The following is a 23,506-nucleotide window of genomic DNA, read 5'->3' on the forward strand; positions in this document are numbered from 1 at the left end:
GGTTTTAGCACAAGCGAAGCTATTGAATATTTTTATGCTTCTACTGTGACAGATATCGCTATGTTATTAAACCTTAGGCTGCACCACTCCAGAAAAACGTTTTGCTAATGCTTCAGAAAACGGAAGAATCAATTCCATATTCCATTCCTTTAATCGATTGTCATGTATATCGACAATTAAGCTTTTCTTTTTTGGCCAATATGTTACTTCAAGAACACCAGCTACATTGCCTTTCTTTAGATGATAATGGATGGAACCAGGCATCTTAGAAAGTGTTGTCTTCTGGGTAACTTTAAGCTGAAATTCGGAAATAACCTCTTCGATTTCTTGAACTACATCATTAACATCAAGATTTTCTTCTTCTGATAGCTTAGAATTCATTACTTCATACATCATCATAAAAATCCACCCCCTTCACAATAAATTTCAGTTATGGCTTTCATATTCCCTTCCTTATGGCATCAACTTTTTTAATGTGTCATTTTGATCACTCGCGAGATCTGAGAATAAACAATTCCTCCACTGCTACTTCAAAAACCTTAGCTAATTTAATTGCTAATATAGCACTTGGCATAAACTTGCCATTTTCAATCGTATTAATTGTTTTTCTTGTCACTCCAATCAATTCTGCCAGTTGTTCCTGGGTAAGATTATGCTTTGCCCTATGCACCTTTAACAGATTTTCTAGATAGTCTTCATTCATTGATTGAACCTCATTTTCATTCTTTTTCAAAGATTAGGTAAGAGATAAGTGTAGTAACAACTCCAGTAAAAAGAAAAGTGAGCAAAACAAATTCAATGTTTAACTGAATCCATTGGCTTAAACCGAGTAGAATAGTGCTTACACCTATGAGCACCCAAAACCCTACCATAAAACTCTTTAAACGAATGAGTTGATAATACTCATTGTTTAAGGCGTTCACCAGCTTACGTTTTTTTCGAACCGCTAATGATAGCTGTACCATACGAATAAGATAAAACGTCCAAACAAGCCCACCAAGGCCAGAAATAACCGCACCCCATCCCGTTAGCTGCCACAACCGCCCATCATTTAAACTGTTAGCCAGCACGGGCAATAGCCAGACCATATAACCGAGTAGGGACCCAATCAAGCCTCTTGTTCTTTTCCTTTCCAGCAGAGTGATTTCAGATATCAACTAATATCTCCTCCTAGTTCAATAGCATAAATGTAACCTATACTACTCATTTTATCACCTTTAGGTTACTTGTCAACGAGGCAGGCTTCTATTTATTTCAAATATAAAAATACACCGCCAAGCCATCTCAGCCTGTAACGGTGTATCCTATTCTTGAAGAGCTTACATTCTCATACTTTTTATAGTTTACCGCAAATAAAACTGTGTTGTGCTTAGTATCCGATCCGATTTTCTATTCATATAAATGACACGCAACAATATTTCCTTCAACCTCTTTAGACGACGGTTTAATCTCTTTGCAAATGTCCATGGCAAACTCACAACGCGGATGAAATTTACAGCCCGTTGGTGGGTTTGTCGGCGATGGGAGCTCACCTTTTAGGAGAATTCTCTCTTTTTCTTCATCTGGATCTGTTTTTGGTATAGCAGAGATTAATGCCTTTGTGTATGGATGAAGAGGGTTATTGAAAACATTCTCTTTTGTCGATGTTTCAACGACTTGTCCTAAATACATGACGCTTACCTTATCGGCTATATGCTCTACCACACCTAAATCATGTGAAATGAACAAATAAGATAAATCGAGATCCTCTTGAAGATCCAGTAATAAATTTAATATCTGCGATTGTACGGATACATCGAGTGCAGATACTGGTTCATCTAATATAATGACTCTTGGTCTTAATATAATAGCTCGAGCTATCCCGATTCGTTGCCTCTGTCCGCCTGAGAGTTCGTGAGCGTATCGCGATAAATGCATGTCAGATAGTCCAACTAATTGAATCGTCTCAAGAATCTTCTCGTCGTGTTCTTTCTTGGGCACTTTATTCGCAATCAATGGTTCTGACAGTATTTCTTTAATCGTCAGCCTTGGGTTCATGGAATCCATCGGGTCTTGAAAAACCATTTGAATATCCTTTCGCATTCTTTTCATTTCTTTTTTAGTTAATGTTGTGATATCAATACCATCAAATTCTACTTTTCCACTTGTTGGTTCAATCAATCTCAATATACATCTACCGGTAGTCGATTTTCCAGAACCGGATTCACCGACAATACTATGTGTTTCATTCTTATTCAAAGTCAAATTCACACCATTCACAGCATGAACATATTGAGGTGCTTGAAACCAGCTTTTATTCATTTTAAATTTCTTTTCAAGATCACTTATTTTTAATAGAGTTAAGCTCATTCGGATCCCTCCACTTCGGAATATAGCCAACATTTTACTTCCGATACATCCTCTAATACTTGAAGCGGTGGATCCTGCACTCGACACCTATCCATCACATGGTTACAACGATCTGCAAAACGACAGCCAATTGGGTATTGTTCAGGTGTTGGCACTTGTCCAGGAATTGATTTTAATCGTCTCTCCCCTTTTGATTGGTGTGGTGTTGATTGAATTAACCCTTTTGTATAGGGGTGCTTGGGTTCACGTAATAATGTCCGTGTATCTGCAGATTCAACCACTTGTCCTGCATACATCACTACAACGGAATCGCACAGTTCGGCTACAACACCTAGATCATGAGTAACGAGTAAAATGGACACATCCAATTCATCTCTTAAACTCCTTAAAATATCTAAAATTTGGGCTTGAATCGTGACATCAAGGGCCGTTGTCGGTTCATCTGCAATCACCAAAGAAGGTTGGCAGGCAATGGCCATAGCGATCATCACCCTTTGCTTCATGCCACCTGATAGACGATGGGGATACTCTTTATAGATTCTTTCAGGATTTGGTATGCCGACCAACCTAATTAAGTCGATCACTCTATCTATTAGCTGCTTACCATGTATCCCATCATGTTTTTCGATGACCTCTCCAATTTGGCGACCAATGGTTATCACAGGATTTAAAGACGTCATAGGATCTTGAAAGATCATGGAAATCTCTTTCCCCCGAATCGTCCTCAAGCTTCTTTCATTAGATCCAACTAAATCCTGACCCTTAAAAATGACTTGACCATCTGATACACGTCCTTTACTTCCAAGAAGCTGCATGATCGATAATGATGTGACACTTTTACCACAGCCTGATTCCCCAACAATACCTAGAATCTGCCCTTTTTTAATTGTAAAATCTATGTGATCCACGACGGTAAGAGTGCTAGTACTCGTTTCAAATTGTGTAGTCAAGCCTCGAACCTCTAGTAATTTTGTCAATTTATTCACATCCCTCATCGTTAACCTGATGATTTTGTATCAAATAAGTCTCTTAATGCGTCACCTAGGAAATTTACGGCAAATACAACCATCGTAATCAGCAAACCTGGAAACGTAGAAAGCCACCAGGCATCGAAAATATAACTTTTCCCTTCACTCAGCATAGCTCCCCATTCTGCAGTAGGCGGTTGAGCACCTAACCCAATAAAACTGAGCGCAGCAATTTCCAAGATGGCAATCCCGATAAATAACATGGTGTATACAATTAGTACACTCGTAATATTGGGAAGGAAATGACGCCTCAAAATCCAGAGTGTAGAACTGCCAATTGATTTACTTGCTTCAACATATCCGGTCGATTTAATCGTAATTGATGCACCTCGAATAATACGAGAAAACCCTGGAATTGAAGCGACTCCGACTGCAATCATGGCATTCGTTAAACTCGGTCCTAATATGGCTACAATAGCTAAAGCAAGCATAATACTCGGTAGTGCTAAAAACACATCCATAATCCTCATCAAAATGTTATCGATTATTCCGCCTACGTAAGCAGCGACGACCCCGATCATCGTACCGATCGAAAACGTAATAAACACGGCTAGTGTGGCATAGGACAAAGTAACCCGAACCCCATAGATCAATCTTGATAACACGTCACGTCCAATACTATCCGTTCCTAGCCAATGTTCTTTGCTTGGAGCCTCCAAAATTTTATGGTAAAAAGGCTCTTCCGGGTGATAGGGAGCAATGGCAGGTGCGAATATACCAATCAACACAATGAATAGCATGAAGGATAAACATATTTTCGCTCGCCTGTTCTTAAGCATTTTCCGCAACACATTGTGAGAAATTTTCATAGGAGGATGTTTCTGAGTCATCAACTCCTGATTTTGCTTCAGATCGTATGCTGGATGACTCACTTTCTTCCCTCCTTCGTATTCAACTCAACACGCGGATCAATCACGCCATATAAAACGTCGACTAAAATATTGATTGTGACATAAACGACACCCATAAACAGTATCGTCCCTTGAATTAACGGGAAGTCCCGAGACATAATCGCATCCACGGCTAAAGTTCCGAGTCCTGGCCAGTTGAATACCGTCTCAATAATGACAGTTCCACCTAGAAGGGAGGCTAATTGCAAACCGATTAACGTGACAAGTGGAATCAACACATTTCTTAGTGCATGCTGATACAAAATATACCTTTCATTTAACCCTTTTGCTCTTGCCGTCCTTATGTATTCATTAGAAAGGACTTCAACCATACCGTTACGAGTAATCCGACTAATGATTGTTGAGGCGAGTACACCGAGCGTGAAGGCCGGCAACACCAAGTCTCTAACTCCTGTCCCACTTGCAATTGGGAACCATCCAAGATTCACAGTAAATACAATAATTAATAATATTCCTAACCAAAAGCTTGGAATGGAAATACCCAGTGTCGCCAAACCTGTGAATAGAGTGTCTACCCATTTATCCTTATATTTGGCTGCCATTACCCCCATCGTAATTCCTACAACCACAGCAATCGTCATTCCGGAGATAGCTAACTTCATCGTTTCAGGGAATCGTTCAAGGATTTCTACTAAGACAGGTCTTCCAGATTTAAGTGAGGTGCCCAGATCACCTTGAAAAGCATTTGAAATATATTGAAAATATTGAATCAAAAGGGGCTCATTTAGCCCCAAATGATTCGTCAAATTCTCGATACTTTCTGGTGTTGCATTGATCCCAAGCATAATGCGAACAGGATCACCTGGAACGAGGTGAATCAGTAGAAATGAGAAGACTGATAGACCAAGAATGACAAATATCCCACTAAAGATCCTGTTCACAATGAATGGCTTCATTATGGGGTCACCCAACTATCATGCAACAGCATTGTATTTTCAACCATCTTCACATTCTGAACATTACGCTTTACAATATGAAAGACTTTGTTTGTATATATCGGTACCCAATAAGCTTCCTCAACGATCAGTTGTTGAGCCTCAGCATATACGGCTTGTCTGTCGTTTGGATCCATAGTTACTTTTCCAGCTTCAAGCAAGGTGTCTAGCTCTTCATTTGATACACGGACATGGTTCATAACGTTAATCATGCTTGAATGAAAGAAATTATAGAGAATGTCTGGATCAGGGTAGGCGTAGGTCAAAAAAGACAATTCAAATTCCCCTTGTGAAACACGTTCAATTAATGTTCCTGCATCATAGGATTGGATATTTACTTCAATACCGATTTGTCTTAGCATGGCTTGAACGATTTGTGCAGCTTGGTTATGTCCCTCCATTGAAGACAATTCGAATGAAAGAGGTTGTCCGTTTCTTTCTAATACATTTCTTGCGTTCATTTCAAAACCTGCTTGTTCAAGTAAGGCAATGGCCTCATCTGCATGAAAAGAGTAACTATAATTTTCCACTTCGGGATCATAACCAAAAGTGGTTGAAGAGAGGGGACCATGTGCTGGAGAACCTTGTCCACCAAGCACTGCTTGAATAATGGCCTCTTTATCAATGGCCATATTCAGTGCCCGTCTAACGTTAGTGTCTTGAAGGATTTCATTTTCCGTATTCATCTGCATGAACAGTCCAATACCTTGAATTTCCTCCTCAACGATGTAATAGTTCTCGTTGGATCGATAACGCTCTGCATCACGCGGCGAAACACTATACGCTATATCTATTGACCCACTATCTAGCGCTGTTAACATCGTTTGATTATCTAGTATGATTCGTAACTCTATTTCATCTGGATAGGCTGTCCCTTGATTCGTATAGTGTGCAGGTCCCCAATTATAGTCATCATAACGCTCTAGTTTAATGGATTGTCCCGTGTTCCATTCTACAAACCGATATTGCCCAACTCCTACTGGCAATCGACCAAAACCTTCTCCAATATCGAGAGGAAGCGGCTGTAAATAAGAAGCGATGGCTAAGTTTCGAAGAAGGGGTGCAGACGGCTGAGCTAAATGTAGGGCAAATGTATATTCATCCACGATTGATACTTCAGTGATATCACCAACCATACTTGCTACGACTCCTACGCCAGTTTCGGGTTGGAGAATACGATCGAAAGTCTCTTTATATGTTCCAGCTGTTAAAGAGCTTCCATCATGAAATGTAATCCCCTCTTTTAGCGTGAACGTTATCGTTGTCCCGTCATCAGAGACGTGATAACTCTCAGCAAGATACGGCTCTAATTCACCAGTTTCGGGATGTACAGATAATAACCCTCCACCAAAATTGGTTCCAATAAAGCTCGCAATTCCCATATTCGTTCTGTGCATATCAAGTGTGTCTGGTTCCTGTGGAATACCAATGCGAATCACACCACCTGATTGTGCTTCTCCAACCTCAACATCATTATTGTTAACCTGACTTGGCTCCTCGCGCTGACCGTCTACTGGTTTTGCCGAATCAGATGCACAAGCCGCTATGAAAAGGGCCATTATCGCTACCACGAAGAAAGAAAACCATTTTTTCATTTACGATCCACCTCATGTCCATTGTTTGAACCCTTTGTCTTAGTCTTATTACTCTTGAGCTGACGCTTCGTTCTCATCCAATTTGTTGAGTAGTCTAAATCCTAATGACAAACGAAAAACCTTATTCTCTTCGTCTCTGAAAAATCTAGCTGTCAAAGCCATATCCCTAAGATGTGTAAAGAACCAGCCATCCCCGAATGGTTTCAATACCATTTCTCCCTGCTCTGGAATCACCGCGATAAGTTCTCCATCCTCTAGCTGTACTGTATAACTTGCTCCTTCGCCTGATACGTACGTTCCGCCATATTCATTTAATTCATCCTCACTTAATTCGATAAAATTAATCTTATAGTGCGAATCGTCAAGCGGTTGCTCTAATAAATCATAGTAGGCATGCTGCAGCAGGGTAGTCGATGGAACACCTGAAAGGTTTGTTAGGGAAATCCCTGTGATTCCAAGTTCAGGTAGCACATTGAACTGTGCAGCTACACCCTTAATGGAACCCCCGTGATCAATTAACTTGTAGCCAAAGAAGTCTGGTGTTATCATGACACCGTATCCATAATACCGGTTATATTCGCATTGAATATGCGGGGTCATAATGGCTTCCATACTTTCTGGTGTAAGAATCTGCTGATCCCCAACCTTACCGTTGTTTTGAAAAATTTCACCATATTTGATCATGTCATTGACTGTAGATTTAAGAAAGCCTGCTGCCCGCATGGACGGAGCGTCCCATGGGTTGTTAGATTCATAAATAACCGATTTACCATCGTCCTCGTATTTATTGTAAATCGAAGCTATATCCTCATGTCCGTCTAACTCTTCTAAATGAAAGACACTATTTTTCATTCCTGCCGGCTCTAAAACGTTTTGCTTTAGATAATCCTCATAAGTGACTCCGCTCACTCGTTCTATGATGGCGCCTAAAAGGGCATAGCAATCATTTGAGTAAGAAAACTGTTTACCAGGCTCACCTAGGAGTTCGTACTCCCCTTTTGCTATTTCCACCATCAATTCTTCATATGTCTCGATATAGGGCAGTTGACTAAATGGATCTGGCTTATCCGGATCTTTCGGCTTGGGATCAATATCTTTTTCCAATGATCGTCTCATAGCTCCAAAAAGAGATGGCAGTGGGGGTAATCCGGCACTGTGTGTCATGAAATGGTGGATGGTCATGGCTTGTGTGTACTCTTCATTTGGAGTCTTAAATTCGGGCAAGTACTTCACGACTGGATCGTGCACACTTAGCTTGCCTTGTTCCTGTAGCTGCATAATGGCTATACAAGTGAATGATTTCGTAACGGATCCAATACCGATCACCGTATCAGGCGTAAACGGTAAGCGCTTATGATAGTCCCGGTATCCGATACTCTTAAACTCTCTCAATCCACCTTTAGTTGCTAGACCAAGAACAATCCCTGGAATTTGGTGCTTTTCTACCGTCTTCTGGTAATGTTCCTCAAATGCTTTTGATAATGCTAGACTTTTCATCGCTTTGCCTCCCTCATTTTTTTATTTTGAATAACAAACATTTCTGTTCTCAATGATTCTAATAAGGAACGCTTGAGCTTGTGCCCAATACCAGGAGAATCTTGAACACTAATTACACCGTTTCTAACCTCAATCTCAGGATCAACGATGTCTTCTTCCCAATAACGTGATGACCCGGCTGTATCTCCTGGTAATGTAAATTGTGCGAGTGTACTAATGGCTACATTGTGGGCCCGTCCAATACCTGATTCAAGCATTCCTCCGCACCAAACATCGATTCCGTGCTTTTGGCAATAGTCATGTATTTTTTTGGCCTCTGTTATGCCACCGACACGTCCGACCTTGATGTTAATAATTTTACAACTTCCCAGTTCAATTGCTTTCTTGGCATCTTCTAATGAATGAATGCTTTCATCCAAACAGATCGGTGTGTTAATTTTTGCTTGAAGTTTTGCGTGGTCGATGATGTCATCATGTGCAAGTGGTTGCTCAATCATCATCAAATCTAGGGTATCTAATTTTGCAAATATTGAGAAATCATCTAGCGTATAGGCTGAATTTGCATCCACCATGATTGAGATATTTGGGAATTTCTCACGCACTTTACGTATCAATTCATAATCTCGACCCGGTTTAATTTTAATTTTCATGCGTTTGTAGCCTTGTTTCACATACCCATCCACGATTTTGAGCAGTTCTTCAATTGAATCCTGAATGCCTATGCTGATCCCAACTTCAATTTCCTTTTTCACCCCCCCAATCGTTTCTGCAAGTGTTTGCTGCCTGCGCTTGGCGTATAAATCCCAAATGGCTCCTTCTATAGCTGACTTTGCCATGTAGTTTCGTTTGATTGTTTTGAAGCGTTCAGATAGCTCATCTGGATGATGAATCGGTTTATCCATGGCAAGCGGAATTAAAAAATCCTCTAACACATGCTTAACCGTCTTGTTGGTTTCCTCATTATACAAAGGTAAAGCGAAAGCGACCGATTCCCCGAACCCAATTTCTCCGGTTTCGTCTTCCACTTCTATGACAAAAAATTCTCGATCTTTAAATAAGCCAAAGCTCGTTTCAAATGGACTTTTTAATTTCATAAATAGCTTATGTAGTGTGACTTTTTTTATCTGCAGCTGAAAATCATTCAAGTTAAATCCTCCTTCTATGGCACATTCTAGATTTATATTTTTCTTTTCTCAGGACCAGTCTATAGACCTATTCTGCAAAAAAATGATTGATTTTCACTTTATCGTAAAGCTCCATTCTTTTTTCGAATTGACTTGGATTTTTCATATACACACCAGCTACCAGAGCATTAATGAGTGAAAAAACAGCGGGTCCAACGTCTAATGTTGAAGGCTTCGGTAATGGAACTGTAAATAGCACATCAACATACTCTCGAATTGGTGAAACCATGGAATCGGATATACCGATAACAAAGGCACCTTGGTTTTTGGCTTCTTTCGCTATGTTGACAGTTTCTATGGCATAACGGTGGAAGGAGAACGCAACTAGCGTACTCTCTGAATTTAGTTCATGTAAGCGTAAAATGATATCGTCCATATCTGGTCGAAACAGCCGTACGTCTCCGCGAAATATCTCTAAAACAAAGGCAAACCAATGGGCCATAGCATAGGAAGAGCGCATCCCTGAAACTAAAATCCGCTTCGATTTTTCCAAGTGGTCAATCGCACGTTGGTAGTCCTCTATATTCATTTTCTCAGCTGTAGATTGGATCACTTCAGCATCCTTGAACATGATTTGTTTGACCAAGTTAATATTGTGATCTAAACCTTTCTTTTCAGAATGGTATTCATTTAAACTGCTTTGGTTATTGAGGAGTTTATCCTTAACCTCTTTTTGAAAATCACTAAAACGGTGATATCCAAGAGCATGGCAGAAACGGATGACGGTCGTTTCCCCAACATTTATTTCTTTTCCTACTTGAGCGGCAGAATACATCGCAAATGTTGCTGGATGATTTAAAAAATGCTTGGCAACCTTTTTCAGTCCTTTTGATAAGTTGTCATACTGATTTAAGACCTTCTCTTTCAATTGATCCACTTTTTCTCTCCTTCATCTGAGTTAAACTAAGTAAACTTCTATATGAAGACTTCTCTAAGAGGTTGTCTAGTCCATTATTTCTTTGAAAAAACTCTTAGAAAGTTTTCTCCTGCTAGCAATCGTATCTGAGATTCTGTATAACCTCTTTCCGCTAAACCTTTAATGACAAGTGGGACCGATTGATGTCCAGAGATTACATCAAAAGGCTTCCTCTCCATGCCGGACAAAGCATCTGGAGACACATATTTCATGAATTCATCACACATATCAAACCCAAAGCCAACATGCTCAATACCCCCAACTTTGATAAGGTGATCCAAATGATCCAATAAAGTTTCGATCGTTGCCTGTTCGTCATGTTGACTGACCAGTATGTTCACCACGTTTACACCTATTACTCCTTTAGTTGAAGCAATGGCCTCGATTTGTTTATCAGTGATATTCCGCATCGCCATGCATAAGGCACGTGCGTTTGAGTGTGAAGCAATGACCGGCTTGGTACTGTATTTCATTACATCCCAAAAGCCCTCATCATTTAGATGGGACACATCAATTGTGATCCCTATTCGTTCAGCCTCTTCAACCACCTCTATACCAAACCTCGATAGACCACCACTTTTATTTCCTTGTTGCACTGAACTGAAGTCGCTTCCATCTCCCACAGCATTCCTACGACTCCATACCAGCCCTAAGTTACGGACCCCTAGTTCATAAAACACTCGCAGTAGGGTTAGATCTGTCCCAATTGGTTCAGCCCCCTCTAAAGAAAGGAGAAATCCAACCTTACCTTCCTGCTTTGCTCGCTTCATATCCTGACCATCATAGCAAATCATTAAATGATCAGGAGATTCGCTTACCTCCTCATATAACGCACTGATTTGCCCCATTGCTTTACGTAGGGCCATTTCAGGCAGATATGTATTTTCAATGAAAACTGCCGCTATAATTACATCAATGTTTCCTTTTTTAAATGGCAAATAGTAATCTGATAGAATTACCTTTTTCCTGCCCTTTTCGCGTTGAATTTGTACATCCATCAATAAATCAAAGTGTCCATCAACAATTAGACCTTCAAACTGAGGCATGTTATGACTCTCCTTTTGAATTCGACATGAAGATATTTTTAATCATTTTTTGTAAGGACGTATGAGTAAGTGGATTCCTGCTCATTTTTCACCATGTTCGTAATCCGATAACCATGTGTAAATGATGTCTTTACAGCTTCACGAATAGTGAAACGCCAAGCTTTGGCCAATTCAATATCTTCCTCTTTTATTTGGTGAATGTTGCTAGGCACAGTAACGTATATTGGCAGACTATTTTGTAAAATCTTTTCCAGGTCATAAACATATGGAGATCCATTTTTAATCTTAATAGCATACTTTTTTGGAGAGACCGTCTCATCATGTTTTTTTGCCGAACGTGCTTTATGTAACTCCTGATCGATGCACCACTCCATAAGAAGACGATCAGCAGGGAGGGCTTTATTAATCTTATCTGTCATTTGACCGTAATAAGCTTCCAGATATTTGGTTGGCTTTGCACCCAGTTTGCAAATATTAAAGAAGCCATTTCGAGCTTCTAATGGATCATAAGTCCAAACGATTTTTTTATAGCCTAACGAACTCGCTAGTTTTTTTTGTTTCATTTTTAAACCAAAGCCTATTCCCTTGTTTTGAAATCCCGGAACAATTCCTGTCATGTGTGAAACCAAGTATTTATGATCTCCTTCAACCCCTGGAAAGCCATAGTTAAATCCGACCATTTCCCCTTCGCTGAAAGCAGCAATAATGATTCCTCCATGATGAATAGTAGCCAGTAATTGTGGAAGTGGAGATACAACATCTTGTCCCCAGATTTCAGTCTGTAACTGCACCACTTGATGCAGCTCATGGTGACTGGTCACTTCTGAATACAAAATAGCTTCACTGTTAGTCATTTCCTTTGTCCTCCTATCTTCAATTAGAAGGATTTTCTCTAAATATACGAGTAAAAAAGGAAATCCTCTTTTTTGATATTATATAATAGTCAGAAATATTTCTCAATAATAAATATTCTTTTTTAAATATGTATTTCCGATTCATTTATTATCAGCTTTTGATTTTGTACTAAACAAATGGATCTATACTAGCCTACCAAAATAACAAATCTTAATTAATTTGATAATCTATTCTTAAACTGCTAAACTGTTTTGATAGTTTGACTTGTTTTCATTTCAAATGCTTTCATTTATAATTTAGAAATAATGGATTTTTAATGTTTGATACAAAAATATTTTATGATAAGAAGTGGCTTGGTTATGCGAATACAACAAGCAACTGTACAGCTTTTGAAAATACGTACGCTTAATAAAGGAATGTTGAGACTTGATAGAGATACCGGGCTATTCCATAACAGAAATAATTTATCATGACCCCTACATTATGATTGGGTATGCGGTTTCCGAGAAAACATCGAAAATCATGCTATTAAAGGTGGTTATAAATGGGAACAGGACCATGATTGAGAACGCTAAGCTTATCCATGAGTATAACTTTCTAAGTGAGTTTGAGATGGAAGGGATCTTGAAACCGACCTCCTATATTACTTTTAAGAATAAAATCATTCTAGAATACGAACCGATCCATGGAGCTACTTTAAGGGGTTACTTTGCCAATGGTTCAGTCTCAGTCGCTATGTATGCGTCTATCCTGATGCGTGTGGTGCAACGCCTACACCAGCTTCACGAGCATAATATCCTTCATTTGAATATTAGACCTGATACACTTCTCATCCAGCCCAACACGAACCAAATATTTTTAACTGGCTTTGGCTATGCCGTCCAGATCAAACAACAGATGTTTCAGGACAAAGGACAGCTGGAAGGAAACCCGATTTATATGTCACCGGAGCAAACGGGTAGGTTGAACCAGACCGTTGACATAACAGCAGATATCTACTCCTTGGGAATGACGTTCTATGAGTTGTTTACTCAAAAGCTTCCTTTTCAGGAAACTGGATCGCTGGACTGGGCCCACTCCCATCTTGCTCAAACGCCTATTCCCCCACATGCTGTGAATCAAAAGATACCCCAGAAGCTTTCAGAAATAGTCATGCGCATGCTGGCTAAGGATCCAGACGCACGGTATGCGAATCTGCTTGCTTTACAAACTGATATAGCCCTGTATTTGTCGGAGGAAACAGAAGATTTTCTTGAAGCACCAGAATGTAACAAGGCCCCATCACCTTCTTCTGTTCCAATGAGTTCCAACACCTCTGCTCAACAGGAAGCCGAGATCAGTCAGGCTTTTGAACCGACTCAGCCCCCTTTAACATTCTTCGAGCAAATTGTTGGCTACCCCCAAGTGTTAGATTTAGCAGCGACTGTTCTAGCGTCTGAAATCTATAATGAGAATACACAGGGCAAGCGTATGGCCGAGAGGTTTGTCCAGCTTCTCATCAAAAGTGCAGGAGCTGAAAGGGGCCTGTTAATTACGATTCATAACAGTGGATTGTACGTAGAGATAGAAGCAAGACTTGAGCGCGATAGGATTGTATCTTCGTCTGATCGACTCTCTCTAGAGAATTGTCCAGGCGTGAGACAAGAGCTCGTTCATACAGCTTGGCGAACAAAAGAATTGATACAAGCAAAAGAGCAAAGGAGTATTCATAGCCAAGCTACTCGTGCCTCAGGACGGGAAAACGGTTCAGCGCTTTGTTTACCAGTCCTGGTACACGAACAAATCATGGGCTTCTTGTATATTGAGAACACACTTACCAATAATGGCTTCGCTCCAGAGCGTTTTCACGTTTTAAGAAGCCTAACCTTACAGGCGCTATTTGCTTTAAATGCTCATTCATCCCCAGTAGGAGGAGAATATCATAACTATCTCAATGAATTAGGGGAACAACAGCCTACTAACAAGCTTTCCCTGACTAAAAGGGAAGAAGAAGTGCTGCAGCTTATGTCTAAGGGCCTTTCAAACGGGGAGATCGCTGAAGCGTTAACCATCACAAAAGAAACGGTCAAAACCCATGTCAAGCACATCTTTGATAAGCTAAAGGTCGATCGGCGGATGAAGGCGGTAGCCGTGGCCAAGACACTCGGGATGTTAGAGGAGTAATTGTGCTTAGTTGGTATACTGCTTCTATCAGTATCAAATATCCATTGCAAAAAAGTAGACTACCCTATATCTGAACTGCCCCTCCTTCGTTAGAAAATGTCTAACATAGGGTACAGTTCAATCCAGAAAGAAGTCTACTTTTTTTGCGTTAGAAATCTATGGAGCTAGCACCTGAAAGATTCCTCTGAACGCCCTAATCCCTTGTGCTTTTGAGATAGAATATCCCGTAGGAAGAACAGGGAAAGAATCGTTCACTCTGAAAGATCATTCATGAGGAGCTGCACCCTGTACAAGACAACTGCACTCTCTGCCCTTGTGCTAAATGCCTTAGGGTGGAAATAGCCCCCAGGAAAACCAACCATAATCTGATTATCTACCACAATTTGAACGGCATTCTGTGCCCATCCTGCCATAGTCTTGTAGTCATGAAAAGAAATCAAGGCAGGCTCTTTCTTAGCACTTAGCGAGTATGCATTCACGAGCATCATAGCCATCTGTTCTCTTGTAAGCGGATCATCAGGGCCAAACGATACGTCGCTGTAGCCAGCAATAATCCCATGTTGTTTTGCCGCAGCAATGTGATCCCTTGCCCAATGCTCGGGTGTATCTAGAAACGAATTTTCCTTCTTTTTGTTTAACCCTAGGCTGTTAACCAACAGGGTAGCAAACTCCGCCCTCGTGATCATGCGGTTTGGTTTGAATGTCCCGTCTGGATATCCTTGGATTTGCCCAGAGCTAGTCAGCTTATTAATAGCTTCTCTGGCCCAATGTTCGTTAATATCTTGGAACATCAGCTTATCTTCTGCTCCACACTCTCCCGCTAAATTCTCATCAGGACAGGTGAGTTCTTCGGGAGAGCTAGGTATTTTACCTTCTCCGGGTGAATGCGGCTTTGCTGTTTCCTTAGGCGCGAGCCCGCTGCCATGGTCAGGCTCGCCAACGCTCGGGCGAGGGAGAACAGTGACTATTCGGATGACTTCCTCAGCAGAATTACCTGCGGTGTCAGTCACATTATATTGGAGACTGTATTCACCTACGACTTGAGTATTCACTTGTCCCGACACAACAATTTGCTCAGTAAGATCACCGTCTAGATTATCAAAGGCTGTCGCCCCTAGATCTGTAAAGGCAGAGCGTTCTACAACGCTCATTTTTTCCTGGCCGTTTAGTGTGATAATAGGCTTTTCCCGGTCAATGTTCGTGATTTCTACCTGCTTGACCGTTTCATTTCCTACGTAATCCTGCACATAATAGCTCACCCATCCGTTCTCTAGTACCTCAAGCTGATCACTCCAAGGCTCACCCTTTGTTTGAAAATAAGTAACATCATGCTGCCCAAAGGCAAGCTTGCGTTCTACTAATGGACTTTGAGAGTAAACCGAAGCTGTCACCGTTATCCTTTCTTGAGTAGGTACAGTGGGTGACACGATGAGCCGGATGACAGGGACTTCTTTGAATATATTTGTGATTTCAAATGTTTCAACCTGCTTGTTTCCAGCTGCGTCCTCTGCGTAGACCGTGTACCAACCGTTTAGCTCCACCTCAAAGGTGTCGACAAAATCAATACCCTCTGTATCAAAATAGGATAGGAGCTGCTCACCTAAAGCCCACTTTTGCCTGAGAACAGGGCTTGCGCTGTAAACATCTGCCGTCACCGTAACGTTCTGATTCGTTGGGAGCTCAGTAGAAAGACGTAAATGAGTCTCAGGAACGTCTCTATCTATTGTACTCACATGAAATGATAGCACTGCCCCATTACCGGCAGCGTCCTGTACATAAATGGTGTAAGCTCCATTCTCATCCACAGTAAACGAATCACTGAAAGCTGTGCCCCCACCATTCAGAAAGAAGGCCTCGACCTGTTCCCCAGTACTCCATTTGTATATGGAGAGTTCACCTGAGTTATCCTGAGCGGATACGGTAACGGTGATCGTTCCATTCGTCCATGTAGCTGGAGACAGTATGGGCTCATCTATGGTCGGCTTTTCATAATCGTAGTTTGTAACCTCAATGCTTACTACAACCTCATAACCTGCGTTATCTTTGATATATACCGTATACCAATCATTCTCATTTGCTGTGAACTCTATATCATCAAGGGGTATTCCGGCGTCTATGAAATAAGGAATTTCTTGCTCACCCTTAGCCCATTTCTGTTCTGCTATGCCACTACCGTTATCCATGATATGAGCTTGAACACGAATCGGCTCGTTCGTCCACGTATTTGTTTCCAGAGATAAGCTGACACTAGAGCTTGTTTTAAATATATGACTGATCTCAATAGTCTCTACACATTCATTCCCAGCGTTATCCTTGGCATAGACCGTATAGCTGCCATTTTCAGAAACTATAAAGGCTTCCCCGTCTAAACTAGTTCCTTCATTTAAAAAATAGGAAGCATCTTGCTCTCCAGCCGCCCATTTGCTCAGAGCAATCCCGCTTTCGGAATCTGAAATGTCTGCTCTAATTATTACATCCTCTTTAGTTGCTACTGTGGTGGAGGGCGTTAAGCTAATGATAGGCGGAGTGGTATCTAGGTTCCTAATCGTTATTTGTTGAACTACCCCATTCCCAGCCCAGTCCTCGGCGTACACCGTGTACGTCCCGTTTGCAGTTACAGGAAAAGAATCACTAAATCCAGTTCCTTCACCGTTTTGAAAGAAAGCTTCATTCTGTGCGCCTAATGCCCACTTGACAACTTTAATGCCACTCAGATCATCGGAAGCTACAGCAGAAATTTGAACAGCTTCTGAGGTCCACCCTGTTGGGTTATGGCCTAACGTCAAAGTGGGGGCAACCGTGTCTATATTAGTGATCTCAATTATTTGTACCGTTTCATTTCCCGCTCGATCCTTAGCGTACCACGTATACCTCTGGTTCTTTGAAGCGGTAATTGTATCTCCCTCGACGATGTGCCCGCCATCTCCAAAATAAGAGGTATCTCTTTCCCCTTCAGCCCATTTTTGTATAGCTACTCCACTCCCCATGTCGCTTACGTGGCCAGTGACCACAACGACATCGTTCGTCCAATCTGTTGTGGATGGAGTTAGGATGATTGCAGGTGGAGTCTGATCAATGATCACAGAGCTATCATCTGTGGTACCCGTTACAGTCTCTTGACTATCGTCTATAGGATCCCGATATACGAGGCTAAAGGAAACCTCCCCTTCGTTCACTACTGGACTCACTATGAAAGAAGCCCTCCATACTTTCCCACTGGGATCTGTTGTTGTAGCTGGTACGGACTGCCCAGCCATAGTAACGCTAGGTGCGTGTAAGGGAAAAAGGGAAGTAAAGGAAAGGATGACCTCATCCCCTATTTTAGCAAAGCTGGGGTTTGAAGCATCTGAACTTATCGTAACAGCTTGGATGACTTCAACGTTAAGGGGGAAGCTGGAGTGTGACCGGCTGTAGTCCAACGTTTTGAGCTCTCCTCCCCATTCGACTTGATAAGAGCTCAAGGTAGCCCATAAAGCATTTGCAGGGACCTCCGAGCCCCTCTGCACCGTAAGCCCATCTACACTGTAAGCATATTCTTGATTTTGTAGAGGGTTCCCCTCGCCGAACCCTCCATCAAAGTTGCTAACAGTCAACCACCTGACATCTGCAGGGAAATCGCTCCAGTTGTTTAGCTCTATAAATCGTTTTTCTGTAGTGATCCCATCCCTGCTGAAATAAAATTCTACCCCTTCATTTAACTGACTGGAAAAGGGTGCAATGGTAACCCAGCGCGCATTACTAGGTATCTGATCCGGATCTGCATATGTGACGCTTGTTCCGTCACTATAACCGTGCATAATATTTGCAAAACCAGATGGTAAGTAGACAATATCTCTTAGAAACTGAGCCTGGACCTGTGCGGCAGAGACGCTGTTGCCAGGCATGAATAGCGTGGATGCTAGTGTCCCCAAAAGCACCATTAAAATGATGCAGCTTATTATTTTTTGCGTTAGCTGGTTAATTTTTTCTTGACTCCTTTCGGTTATATTTATACATAGTTTCTTTTTGCAAAAGGTTAGAAACAAAAGGTGCTTAACCAGATGCTGGTAAGGAAGAACAAGGAAGACCTCTACGCCCTCCACTAAAATTGTAGAGGTTCAAAATTAAATAATGTATCCCCCATTGTAGGGATATTTTAAAAACCTGAGCTAGGAAGCTGAGAAAATAATCAAGCCCATAAAAGAGAGGGAGCCGAATGGCTCCCTCTGCTGTTTACAATTTTACACTTTTCAGTTCTTCCCTTTTTGGATCCTAAGCAAAGACTAGACTGTCATAATTACGATGTACTCTGATTCGCAAACGACTATTTTGCTCAATCAATCTCCGCATCACCCGTCGCAATCGGATTATCCTTATAGCTAATCCAATCACTCCAGCTTCCAAGATACAGCTTAGGCTTTAACCCAACCTCATCAAAAGCAATTAAATTAGCACAAGCGGTTACCCCAGAGCCACAGTAAACAACCAGTTCTTTATCGCTCTGTAAATACTGAAGCAATCGCTCCTCCTGTTGCTCCTTCGCCTTCCAGCGACCTTGTTCAAGGCTATCCATCCAGAAAGCACTCTCCGCACCAGGGATGTGACCACCTACTGGATCAATCGTTTCATTTTCTCCACGATAACGGTCAGGAGATCGAGAATCTATGATGGTTACTCCTATGTCATTCAACCTCTTCTTTACATCCTCCATCCCATACAACAAATGCTGCTGAACATTAGGGACAAAGGTTTTCTTTTCGGGAGTTTTTGCTTCAGTTCCCGTTCCAGTCGAAATAGGATATCCGTTATCCTTCCATTTCCCGTAGCCTTGATCTAAAACATATACTTTTTCATGACCTAAGTATTTCAATAAGAACCACAGACGCGCTGCCATCGCTCCCCCTTGAGCATCGTAAGCAACCACCGTTTTACTTTGGTCAATTCCCTTTTCTCCAAACGTTTTACTTAGAGCTTCAACATCGGGCAATGGATGCCTTCCACCATGCTCCGATTTTGGACCAGATAGGTCTGAATTTAAGTGAAAGTAAACAGCACCTTTAATATGGTCTTGGTCATACTGCTCTTGACCCAACTGAGCGTTACCTAGATCAAATCGACAATCAGCTACAACCACAGCTTCATCCTCTAAATGCTCAAGTAGCCAGTCCCGTGTGACGATGTTTTTAAACATTAGTAAAACCCACCCCCAACGTATCTCTAACCTTTTGAAGAGTTTCATTGGCTACTTTCCTAGCTTTTTCAGCGCCGTGCTGCATCAATTTATCTAGTTCCTCGGACTGATAGTAATACTCATACTTCTCTTGGAAAGGCTTAAGCATATCGACTACTACCTCTGCCACCTCTGTCTTAAGAGCTCCGTAACCCTTACCAGCAAAATGCTCCTCTGCTTCAGCCATGCTCTTATTAGTAATGGAAGAATAGATCGTCAGTAGGTTACTAACGGCTGGTTTGTTCACGGCATCAAAGCGAATTTCATTCTCTGAATCAGTAACGGCACGTTTGATTTTCTTTTCTACCGTTTTTAGATCATCTAATAAAGAAATATAGCTACCTTCTACAAGGCTACTTTTAGACATTTTACTCGTAGGCTCCGTTAAGGACATGATTCTTGCCCCGAACTCTGCAATCATTGGTTCAGGAATCACAAAAGTCTCTCCGTAGCGTTGATTGAAGCGTTGCGCTAAATCTCGTGCTAGCTCAAGATGCTGCTTCTGATCATCTCCAACTGGAACATGTGTAGCATTGTACAAAACAATATCTGCTGCTTGTAAGGATGGGTACGTAAACAGCCCTGCTGGAATACTCTCTGCTTCCTTAGACTTTTCCTTGAATTGAGTCATACGTTCAAGCTCACCCATATAGGACGTTGTGATCATAATCCATCCAAGCTCTAAGTGTGCCGATACGTCAGATTGGGCAAATAAGGTTGCCTTTTCTGGATCAATCCCTACCGCTAAGTAAGTCGCGGCAAGCTTTCTTTTGTTTTCTCTTAGCTGTTCTACATTGCGAGGTAAAGTAATCGCATGATAGTCTACAATACAGAAATAACATTCCTCTTCCTCCTGCAAACGAACAAAATGCTGCAAAGCCCCAATGTAGTTACCTAGAGTTAATGTTCCGCTCGGTTGAATTCCTGATAAAATTCTCTTCTTTGTCACTGTTCTTCAAGCTCCCTTCAATACTCTTCTTTATTAAGTTTTTTTGCTAACTAATCTGTTTCCTGTTAAACAAAAAGCTAAAAAACAAAAAGGGCTCCCCATCCATATAAAAAGGACGAGGAACCCGTGGTGCCACCTTTATTAGTTGTTTGTACCTCCTGCACAACGATCAAACTGCTCTTCAATCCGATACTGTCAATCACTGGCTATACAAACTACAACCTACCAGAGAAAGATCGTACGTTTAAAGTTCACTGTCAGGAGCTTTCTACAACTCACTTCATCTTCACATTGCTCAGAAGCCCATTCGGCGTAATTCGCATACTGATTCGCAGCGCCCATCAGCTCTCTGAAATGCTCCTCACACTTACTTTTCTCCATCATCGCGTGCTATGTTAAATTGACTATTTAGAACGGTTTGTTTTTTCAAAGTTTAGTCCATAATACGTTAGTAAAAAAGGTTGGGCTTAGATTTAAAAGTTATATTATCAGTACTTCCCCAAAAAAGCAAGAGTAATTTTCATTATCTACTCTCATTACTACTGTCTAACCCAATTGAGGGCATTATGTCTGCCTTTTTAGAGAATATGTACAAGTTATTGGAGGCGTCTTACTGATTTTGAGCAAAAATCAATTCCATTCTCTATCCATTCTTGAGGACAGCAGCCAACTCTGCTCCTCTACACCTCCAATATCTCCAACAGCCTTGTATAATTTCATTAAGGTAAAGTACGTTTCCTCCACATCAGGAAGTAGTTGTTGAACAATTCTATACACCTGAATAGCCTTTTCCGCCATTCCGTGTTCAATATATAGTCTCCCCAAGTTTCTTGCCTGGATTAACCACAACAATCGAAGCCGTTCCCGTTCGTGTTCCGCCCATAAATAATCGTACTCTCCAAAATAATTACCGTCAAACTGCTTAAAGATACGCTCGTGCTCTTTAATATGCTCAAGATGTGGAACACCTAATTGTTTCAGTCTGTTCTCCCATTCATCCACATCCACTCGTGCGTTCCCGATAATCAGTTTGTATCCAGACTCTAAATCCCCGCTACTGATCGATATCGTCTCCAGTCCGATTCGTTTCAACGTTTGACGAATATGATAGATGGTGGTGTAAAGCTGCTGGGATGCCCTTGACACTTCAAGGTTAGGCCACAAAAGCTCGATAATCGTACTTCTGTCAATGGTTCGCCCACGGTAATGCAACAGATAGGCAAACAACTCCTGCGCTTTGCTTGTTCGCCATTTGATCGTTTGAGGCTCCACTCCGGGAAGCTGGTACCGAATCTGGTTAAAACAATAAATAAATGGTGTTTGTACCCCGTGGATATGGTTAGCTTTTCTTTTTTTAAATCTCCCCTGCAAACGTTCTATGGTTCGTCGCAAACGATCTGTCTGCACAGGTTTCATAATGTAATCTAAGGCATGAAGATCAAAAGCTTGTACCGCATAGCGATCGTAAGCAGTAACAAAGACGATTTCTACATCGGGCAGGCGCGTCTGGATCTGTTCCCCCAGCTTTAAACCATCAATCTCAGGCATACGAATATCTAGAAATATAGCATCAGGAAGATGTTTGGTCGCAATCTCAAGCACTTTGTACGGATCCGAGCATGTTTCCACAATTTCTACTCCATCTATATCACGTTCGAATATTTGCTTGAGCTGCTTCAGAGCCAGTTGCTCATCATCCACAAGTATGGCTCTCATTAGGATCCCCTTTCTCTTCAGACTACTTTCATGATAAGTTTACCATTTTTTGTTGAATTTTGTCGATAAGTCTGAGCCCTATATTTAGATGTTAATGTCATAACGAAGCTCTAACGAAAATGGGAACGGTCTTCTTCGGGAATTCTTCCCTAAAGGCCATGGCTTCGCTCAGAGCACCAACGAAGAGTTAACTGAAGACTTCCGTCTCATTAACCATCGCCCTCGTAAAAGTCTAGTTGGAGGTCCGCTCACTAACGCTTTCATGGATGAACTGTCGCACTTAGCTTGACAATCCGTCATTATTCAAAAAAAATGCGTTCTCCTAGGGAGAACGCGATATGTAGTAGCTTGACTCCGTGTTTCAACATCGTCATGTACGCTTTCGGGCGACCACCGCTAATCGGCCATCTTCAGTTGAGTATTCACACGTTGACAGAACAATAAGCTTGTCGCCATACTGAGCTGTCACGCCCGTATCGTATAGTGCGAGTTTTTTGATGTTCTGAATGTACGAGTCAAACTCGTCGGACGTTTCTACCTTCTCAATCTGGTAGTATTTAAAAACGTCGTCCGTTTGGCGATAAACCTTTGAAAGAATAACAGCAACAATTTCATATTCTTCCTTCTCGTAAAGCGTACTGAACTGGAGCGTAGCATGTTCCTTATAGTAGCTTTCTTTCTTGTACTTCATCAGATCAGCAAACATCACGCCGCTTTTCATATGATGCCCGTGAATCAGCAAAATGTCCGAACCGTTTATCCGACTATGTGCGTCCAAAAAGGGGAGTCCATTTTTGTTTTTCTTTTTATCGAAATCATGGTTTAGATAGTATTGCGAATCTTGTTGGTTCTGCATAATCGGGTAATTAATTCGGGTGCCGGCAATTTCCAGCCAGCCGACGATGTCCGGGTTTCTCCTGTAAAGCTCTTGAAATTCAGGGAGCATAACCGGCTCATGCGTCTTCGTGAAAAAAGGGGAGGGTGTTGCGGCATTCTCCCCTTTGTCTGACTCTTTTTTCCAGATTTCTGTTAGTTCTTTCATCTGCCGCTGCTCCTCATAATCCTGCAGGAGAATTCGCGCAACATTGATGAGAGAAAAAACCAACAGAAGGAAGGAAATGACGATAAGAATTTTTTTGATTTTGCTCATTTT

General features: G+C 41.5%; 20 protein-coding genes and 1 pseudogene. 3 read left to right on the plus strand and 18 right to left on the minus strand.

Features of this window, described 5'->3' with window-relative positions; genetic code table 11:
- Nucleotides 1–66 precede the first annotated feature (66 nt).
- From J2S11_RS13335 to J2S11_RS13395, 13 genes are all read right to left on the minus strand, one after another.
- Nucleotides 67–399: a hypothetical protein gene (locus J2S11_RS13335; protein ID WP_307395320.1), complete on the minus strand. Its 333-nt coding sequence runs from the start codon at nt 397–399 to the stop codon at nt 67–69.
- A gap of 88 nt (nt 400–487) precedes the next feature.
- Entirely contained in the window at nt 488–703 is a 216-nt protein-coding gene (locus tag J2S11_RS13340; protein WP_307395321.1) for a helix-turn-helix transcriptional regulator, read from the minus strand.
- A gap of 16 nt (nt 704–719) precedes the next feature.
- A complete protein-coding gene (locus J2S11_RS13345) occupies nt 720–1,157 on the minus strand; it encodes a hypothetical protein (protein ID WP_307395324.1) in 438 nt (145 codons plus the stop codon).
- A gap of 232 nt (nt 1,158–1,389) precedes the next feature.
- Nucleotides 1,390–2,349 carry an ABC transporter ATP-binding protein gene (locus J2S11_RS13350; protein WP_307395326.1) on the minus strand — a complete coding sequence of 320 codons (960 nt, stop codon included), beginning with the start codon at nt 2,347–2,349 and terminating at the stop codon, nt 1,390–1,392.
- Nucleotides 2,346–3,326, minus strand: coding sequence for an ABC transporter ATP-binding protein (locus J2S11_RS13355; RefSeq protein ID WP_307395328.1), 981 nt, complete (start codon nt 3,324–3,326; stop codon nt 2,346–2,348). The genes J2S11_RS13350 and J2S11_RS13355 overlap by 4 nt, the downstream gene beginning before the upstream one ends.
- 20 nt (nt 3,327–3,346) lie before the next feature.
- Complete coding sequence (locus J2S11_RS13360) at nt 3,347–4,249, minus strand: ABC transporter permease (RefSeq protein ID WP_307395330.1); 903 nt, start codon at nt 4,247–4,249, stop codon at nt 3,347–3,349.
- Nucleotides 4,246–5,184, minus strand: coding sequence for a nickel ABC transporter permease (nikB, locus tag J2S11_RS13365; protein WP_307395332.1), 939 nt, complete (start codon nt 5,182–5,184; stop codon nt 4,246–4,248). Before nikB ends, J2S11_RS13360 begins: the two co-directional genes overlap by 4 nt.
- On the minus strand, nt 5,184–6,818 hold the full coding sequence (locus J2S11_RS13370; protein WP_307395334.1) for an ABC transporter substrate-binding protein: 1,635 nt from the start codon (nt 6,816–6,818) through the stop codon (nt 5,184–5,186). Before J2S11_RS13370 ends, nikB begins: the two co-directional genes overlap by 1 nt.
- Before the next feature lie 48 nt (nt 6,819–6,866).
- Nucleotides 6,867–8,315, minus strand: a complete 1,449-nt coding sequence (locus tag J2S11_RS13375; RefSeq protein WP_307395336.1) for a serine hydrolase domain-containing protein — start codon at nt 8,313–8,315, stop codon at nt 6,867–6,869.
- A complete protein-coding gene (menC, locus tag J2S11_RS13380) occupies nt 8,312–9,445 on the minus strand; it encodes an o-succinylbenzoate synthase (protein WP_307395563.1) in 1,134 nt (377 codons plus the stop codon). The genes J2S11_RS13375 and menC overlap by 4 nt, the downstream gene beginning before the upstream one ends.
- 82 nt (nt 9,446–9,527) lie before the next feature.
- Nucleotides 9,528–10,376, minus strand: a complete 849-nt coding sequence (locus J2S11_RS13385) for a MurR/RpiR family transcriptional regulator (RefSeq protein WP_307395338.1) — start codon at nt 10,374–10,376, stop codon at nt 9,528–9,530.
- A gap of 74 nt (nt 10,377–10,450) precedes the next feature.
- A complete protein-coding gene (locus J2S11_RS13390; RefSeq protein ID WP_307395340.1) occupies nt 10,451–11,461 on the minus strand; it encodes a dipeptidase in 1,011 nt (336 codons plus the stop codon).
- A 38-nt stretch (nt 11,462–11,499) separates the two neighbouring features.
- Complete coding sequence (locus J2S11_RS13395; RefSeq protein ID WP_307395343.1) at nt 11,500–12,315, minus strand: GNAT family N-acetyltransferase; 816 nt, start codon at nt 12,313–12,315, stop codon at nt 11,500–11,502.
- Between the two features lie 427 nt (nt 12,316–12,742).
- Between J2S11_RS13395 and J2S11_RS13400 the strand changes: the two genes are divergently transcribed.
- The gene (locus J2S11_RS13400; RefSeq protein ID WP_307395345.1) at nt 12,743–14,479 is read left to right on the plus strand and encodes a protein kinase domain-containing protein; all 1,737 of its coding nucleotides are present in this window, start codon (nt 12,743–12,745) and stop codon (nt 14,477–14,479) included.
- A gap of 251 nt (nt 14,480–14,730) precedes the next feature.
- Here J2S11_RS13400 and J2S11_RS13405 read toward each other — a convergent pair whose 3' ends face one another.
- The 3 genes from J2S11_RS13405 to trpS form a co-directional block, all read right to left on the minus strand.
- Complete coding sequence (locus J2S11_RS13405; protein ID WP_307395347.1) at nt 14,731–18,363, minus strand: S-layer homology domain-containing protein; 3,633 nt, start codon at nt 18,361–18,363, stop codon at nt 14,731–14,733.
- A gap of 428 nt (nt 18,364–18,791) precedes the next feature.
- On the minus strand, nt 18,792–19,649 hold the full coding sequence (locus tag J2S11_RS13410; RefSeq protein WP_307395349.1) for a sulfurtransferase: 858 nt from the start codon (nt 19,647–19,649) through the stop codon (nt 18,792–18,794).
- Entirely contained in the window at nt 19,642–20,637 is a 996-nt protein-coding gene (trpS, locus tag J2S11_RS13415; RefSeq protein ID WP_307395351.1) for a tryptophan--tRNA ligase, read from the minus strand. Before trpS ends, J2S11_RS13410 begins: the two co-directional genes overlap by 8 nt.
- 129 nt (nt 20,638–20,766) lie before the next feature.
- Here trpS and J2S11_RS13420 point away from each other — a divergent pair, with 129 nt between their 5' ends.
- Nucleotides 20,767–21,036: a hypothetical protein gene (locus J2S11_RS13420; RefSeq protein ID WP_307395353.1), complete on the plus strand. Its 270-nt coding sequence runs from the start codon at nt 20,767–20,769 to the stop codon at nt 21,034–21,036.
- A gap of 231 nt (nt 21,037–21,267) precedes the next feature.
- Here the strand turns inward: J2S11_RS13420 and J2S11_RS13425 are convergent, their stop codons facing one another.
- Complete coding sequence (locus J2S11_RS13425) at nt 21,268–22,353, minus strand: response regulator (RefSeq protein ID WP_307395355.1); 1,086 nt, start codon at nt 22,351–22,353, stop codon at nt 21,268–21,270.
- A 103-nt stretch (nt 22,354–22,456) separates the two neighbouring features.
- Here J2S11_RS13425 and J2S11_RS22410 point away from each other — a divergent pair.
- Nucleotides 22,457–22,642: pseudogene (locus J2S11_RS22410) on the plus strand (IS30 family transposase); the annotation flags it as partial.
- 81 nt (nt 22,643–22,723) lie between these two features.
- Here J2S11_RS22410 and srtB read toward each other — a convergent pair.
- Nucleotides 22,724–23,503: a class B sortase gene (gene srtB / locus J2S11_RS13435; RefSeq protein ID WP_307395356.1), complete on the minus strand. Its 780-nt coding sequence runs from the start codon at nt 23,501–23,503 to the stop codon at nt 22,724–22,726.
- Nucleotides 23,504–23,506: the final 3 nt, after the last annotated feature.

The sequence above is a fragment of the Bacillus horti genome, from assembly GCF_030813115.1.
In the GTDB taxonomy this organism is placed as follows: Bacteria; Bacillota; Bacilli; order Caldalkalibacillales; family JCM-10596; genus Bacillus_CH; species Bacillus_CH horti.

What these genes read in the sequence shown, in the direction of transcription:
- J2S11_RS13335 (WP_307395320.1), bottom strand. Translation starts at nt 399, where the DNA reads ATGATGATGTATGAAGTAATGAATTCTAAGCTATCAGAAGAAGAAAAT.
- J2S11_RS13340 (WP_307395321.1), bottom strand. Translation starts at nt 703, where the DNA reads ATGAATGAAGACTATCTAGAAAATCTGTTAAAGGTGCATAGGGCAAAG.
- J2S11_RS13350 (WP_307395326.1), bottom strand. Translation starts at nt 2,349, where the DNA reads ATGAGCTTAACTCTATTAAAAATAAGTGATCTTGAAAAGAAATTTAAA.
- nikB (WP_307395332.1), bottom strand. Translation starts at nt 5,184, where the DNA reads ATGAAGCCATTCATTGTGAACAGGATCTTTAGTGGGATATTTGTCATT.
- J2S11_RS13370 (WP_307395334.1), bottom strand. Translation starts at nt 6,818, where the DNA reads ATGAAAAAATGGTTTTCTTTCTTCGTGGTAGCGATAATGGCCCTTTTC.
- J2S11_RS13375 (WP_307395336.1), bottom strand. Translation starts at nt 8,315, where the DNA reads ATGAAAAGTCTAGCATTATCAAAAGCATTTGAGGAACATTACCAGAAG.
- J2S11_RS13390 (WP_307395340.1), bottom strand. Translation starts at nt 11,461, where the DNA reads ATGCCTCAGTTTGAAGGTCTAATTGTTGATGGACACTTTGATTTATTG.
- J2S11_RS13395 (WP_307395343.1), bottom strand. Translation starts at nt 12,315, where the DNA reads ATGACTAACAGTGAAGCTATTTTGTATTCAGAAGTGACCAGTCACCAT.
- J2S11_RS13405 (WP_307395347.1), bottom strand. Translation starts at nt 18,363, where the DNA reads ATGCCTGGCAACAGCGTCTCTGCCGCACAGGTCCAGGCTCAGTTTCTA.
- J2S11_RS13410 (WP_307395349.1), bottom strand. Translation starts at nt 19,649, where the DNA reads ATGTTTAAAAACATCGTCACACGGGACTGGCTACTTGAGCATTTAGAG.
- J2S11_RS13425 (WP_307395355.1), bottom strand. Translation starts at nt 22,353, where the DNA reads ATGAGAGCCATACTTGTGGATGATGAGCAACTGGCTCTGAAGCAGCTC.
- srtB (WP_307395356.1), bottom strand. Translation starts at nt 23,503, where the DNA reads ATGAGCAAAATCAAAAAAATTCTTATCGTCATTTCCTTCCTTCTGTTG.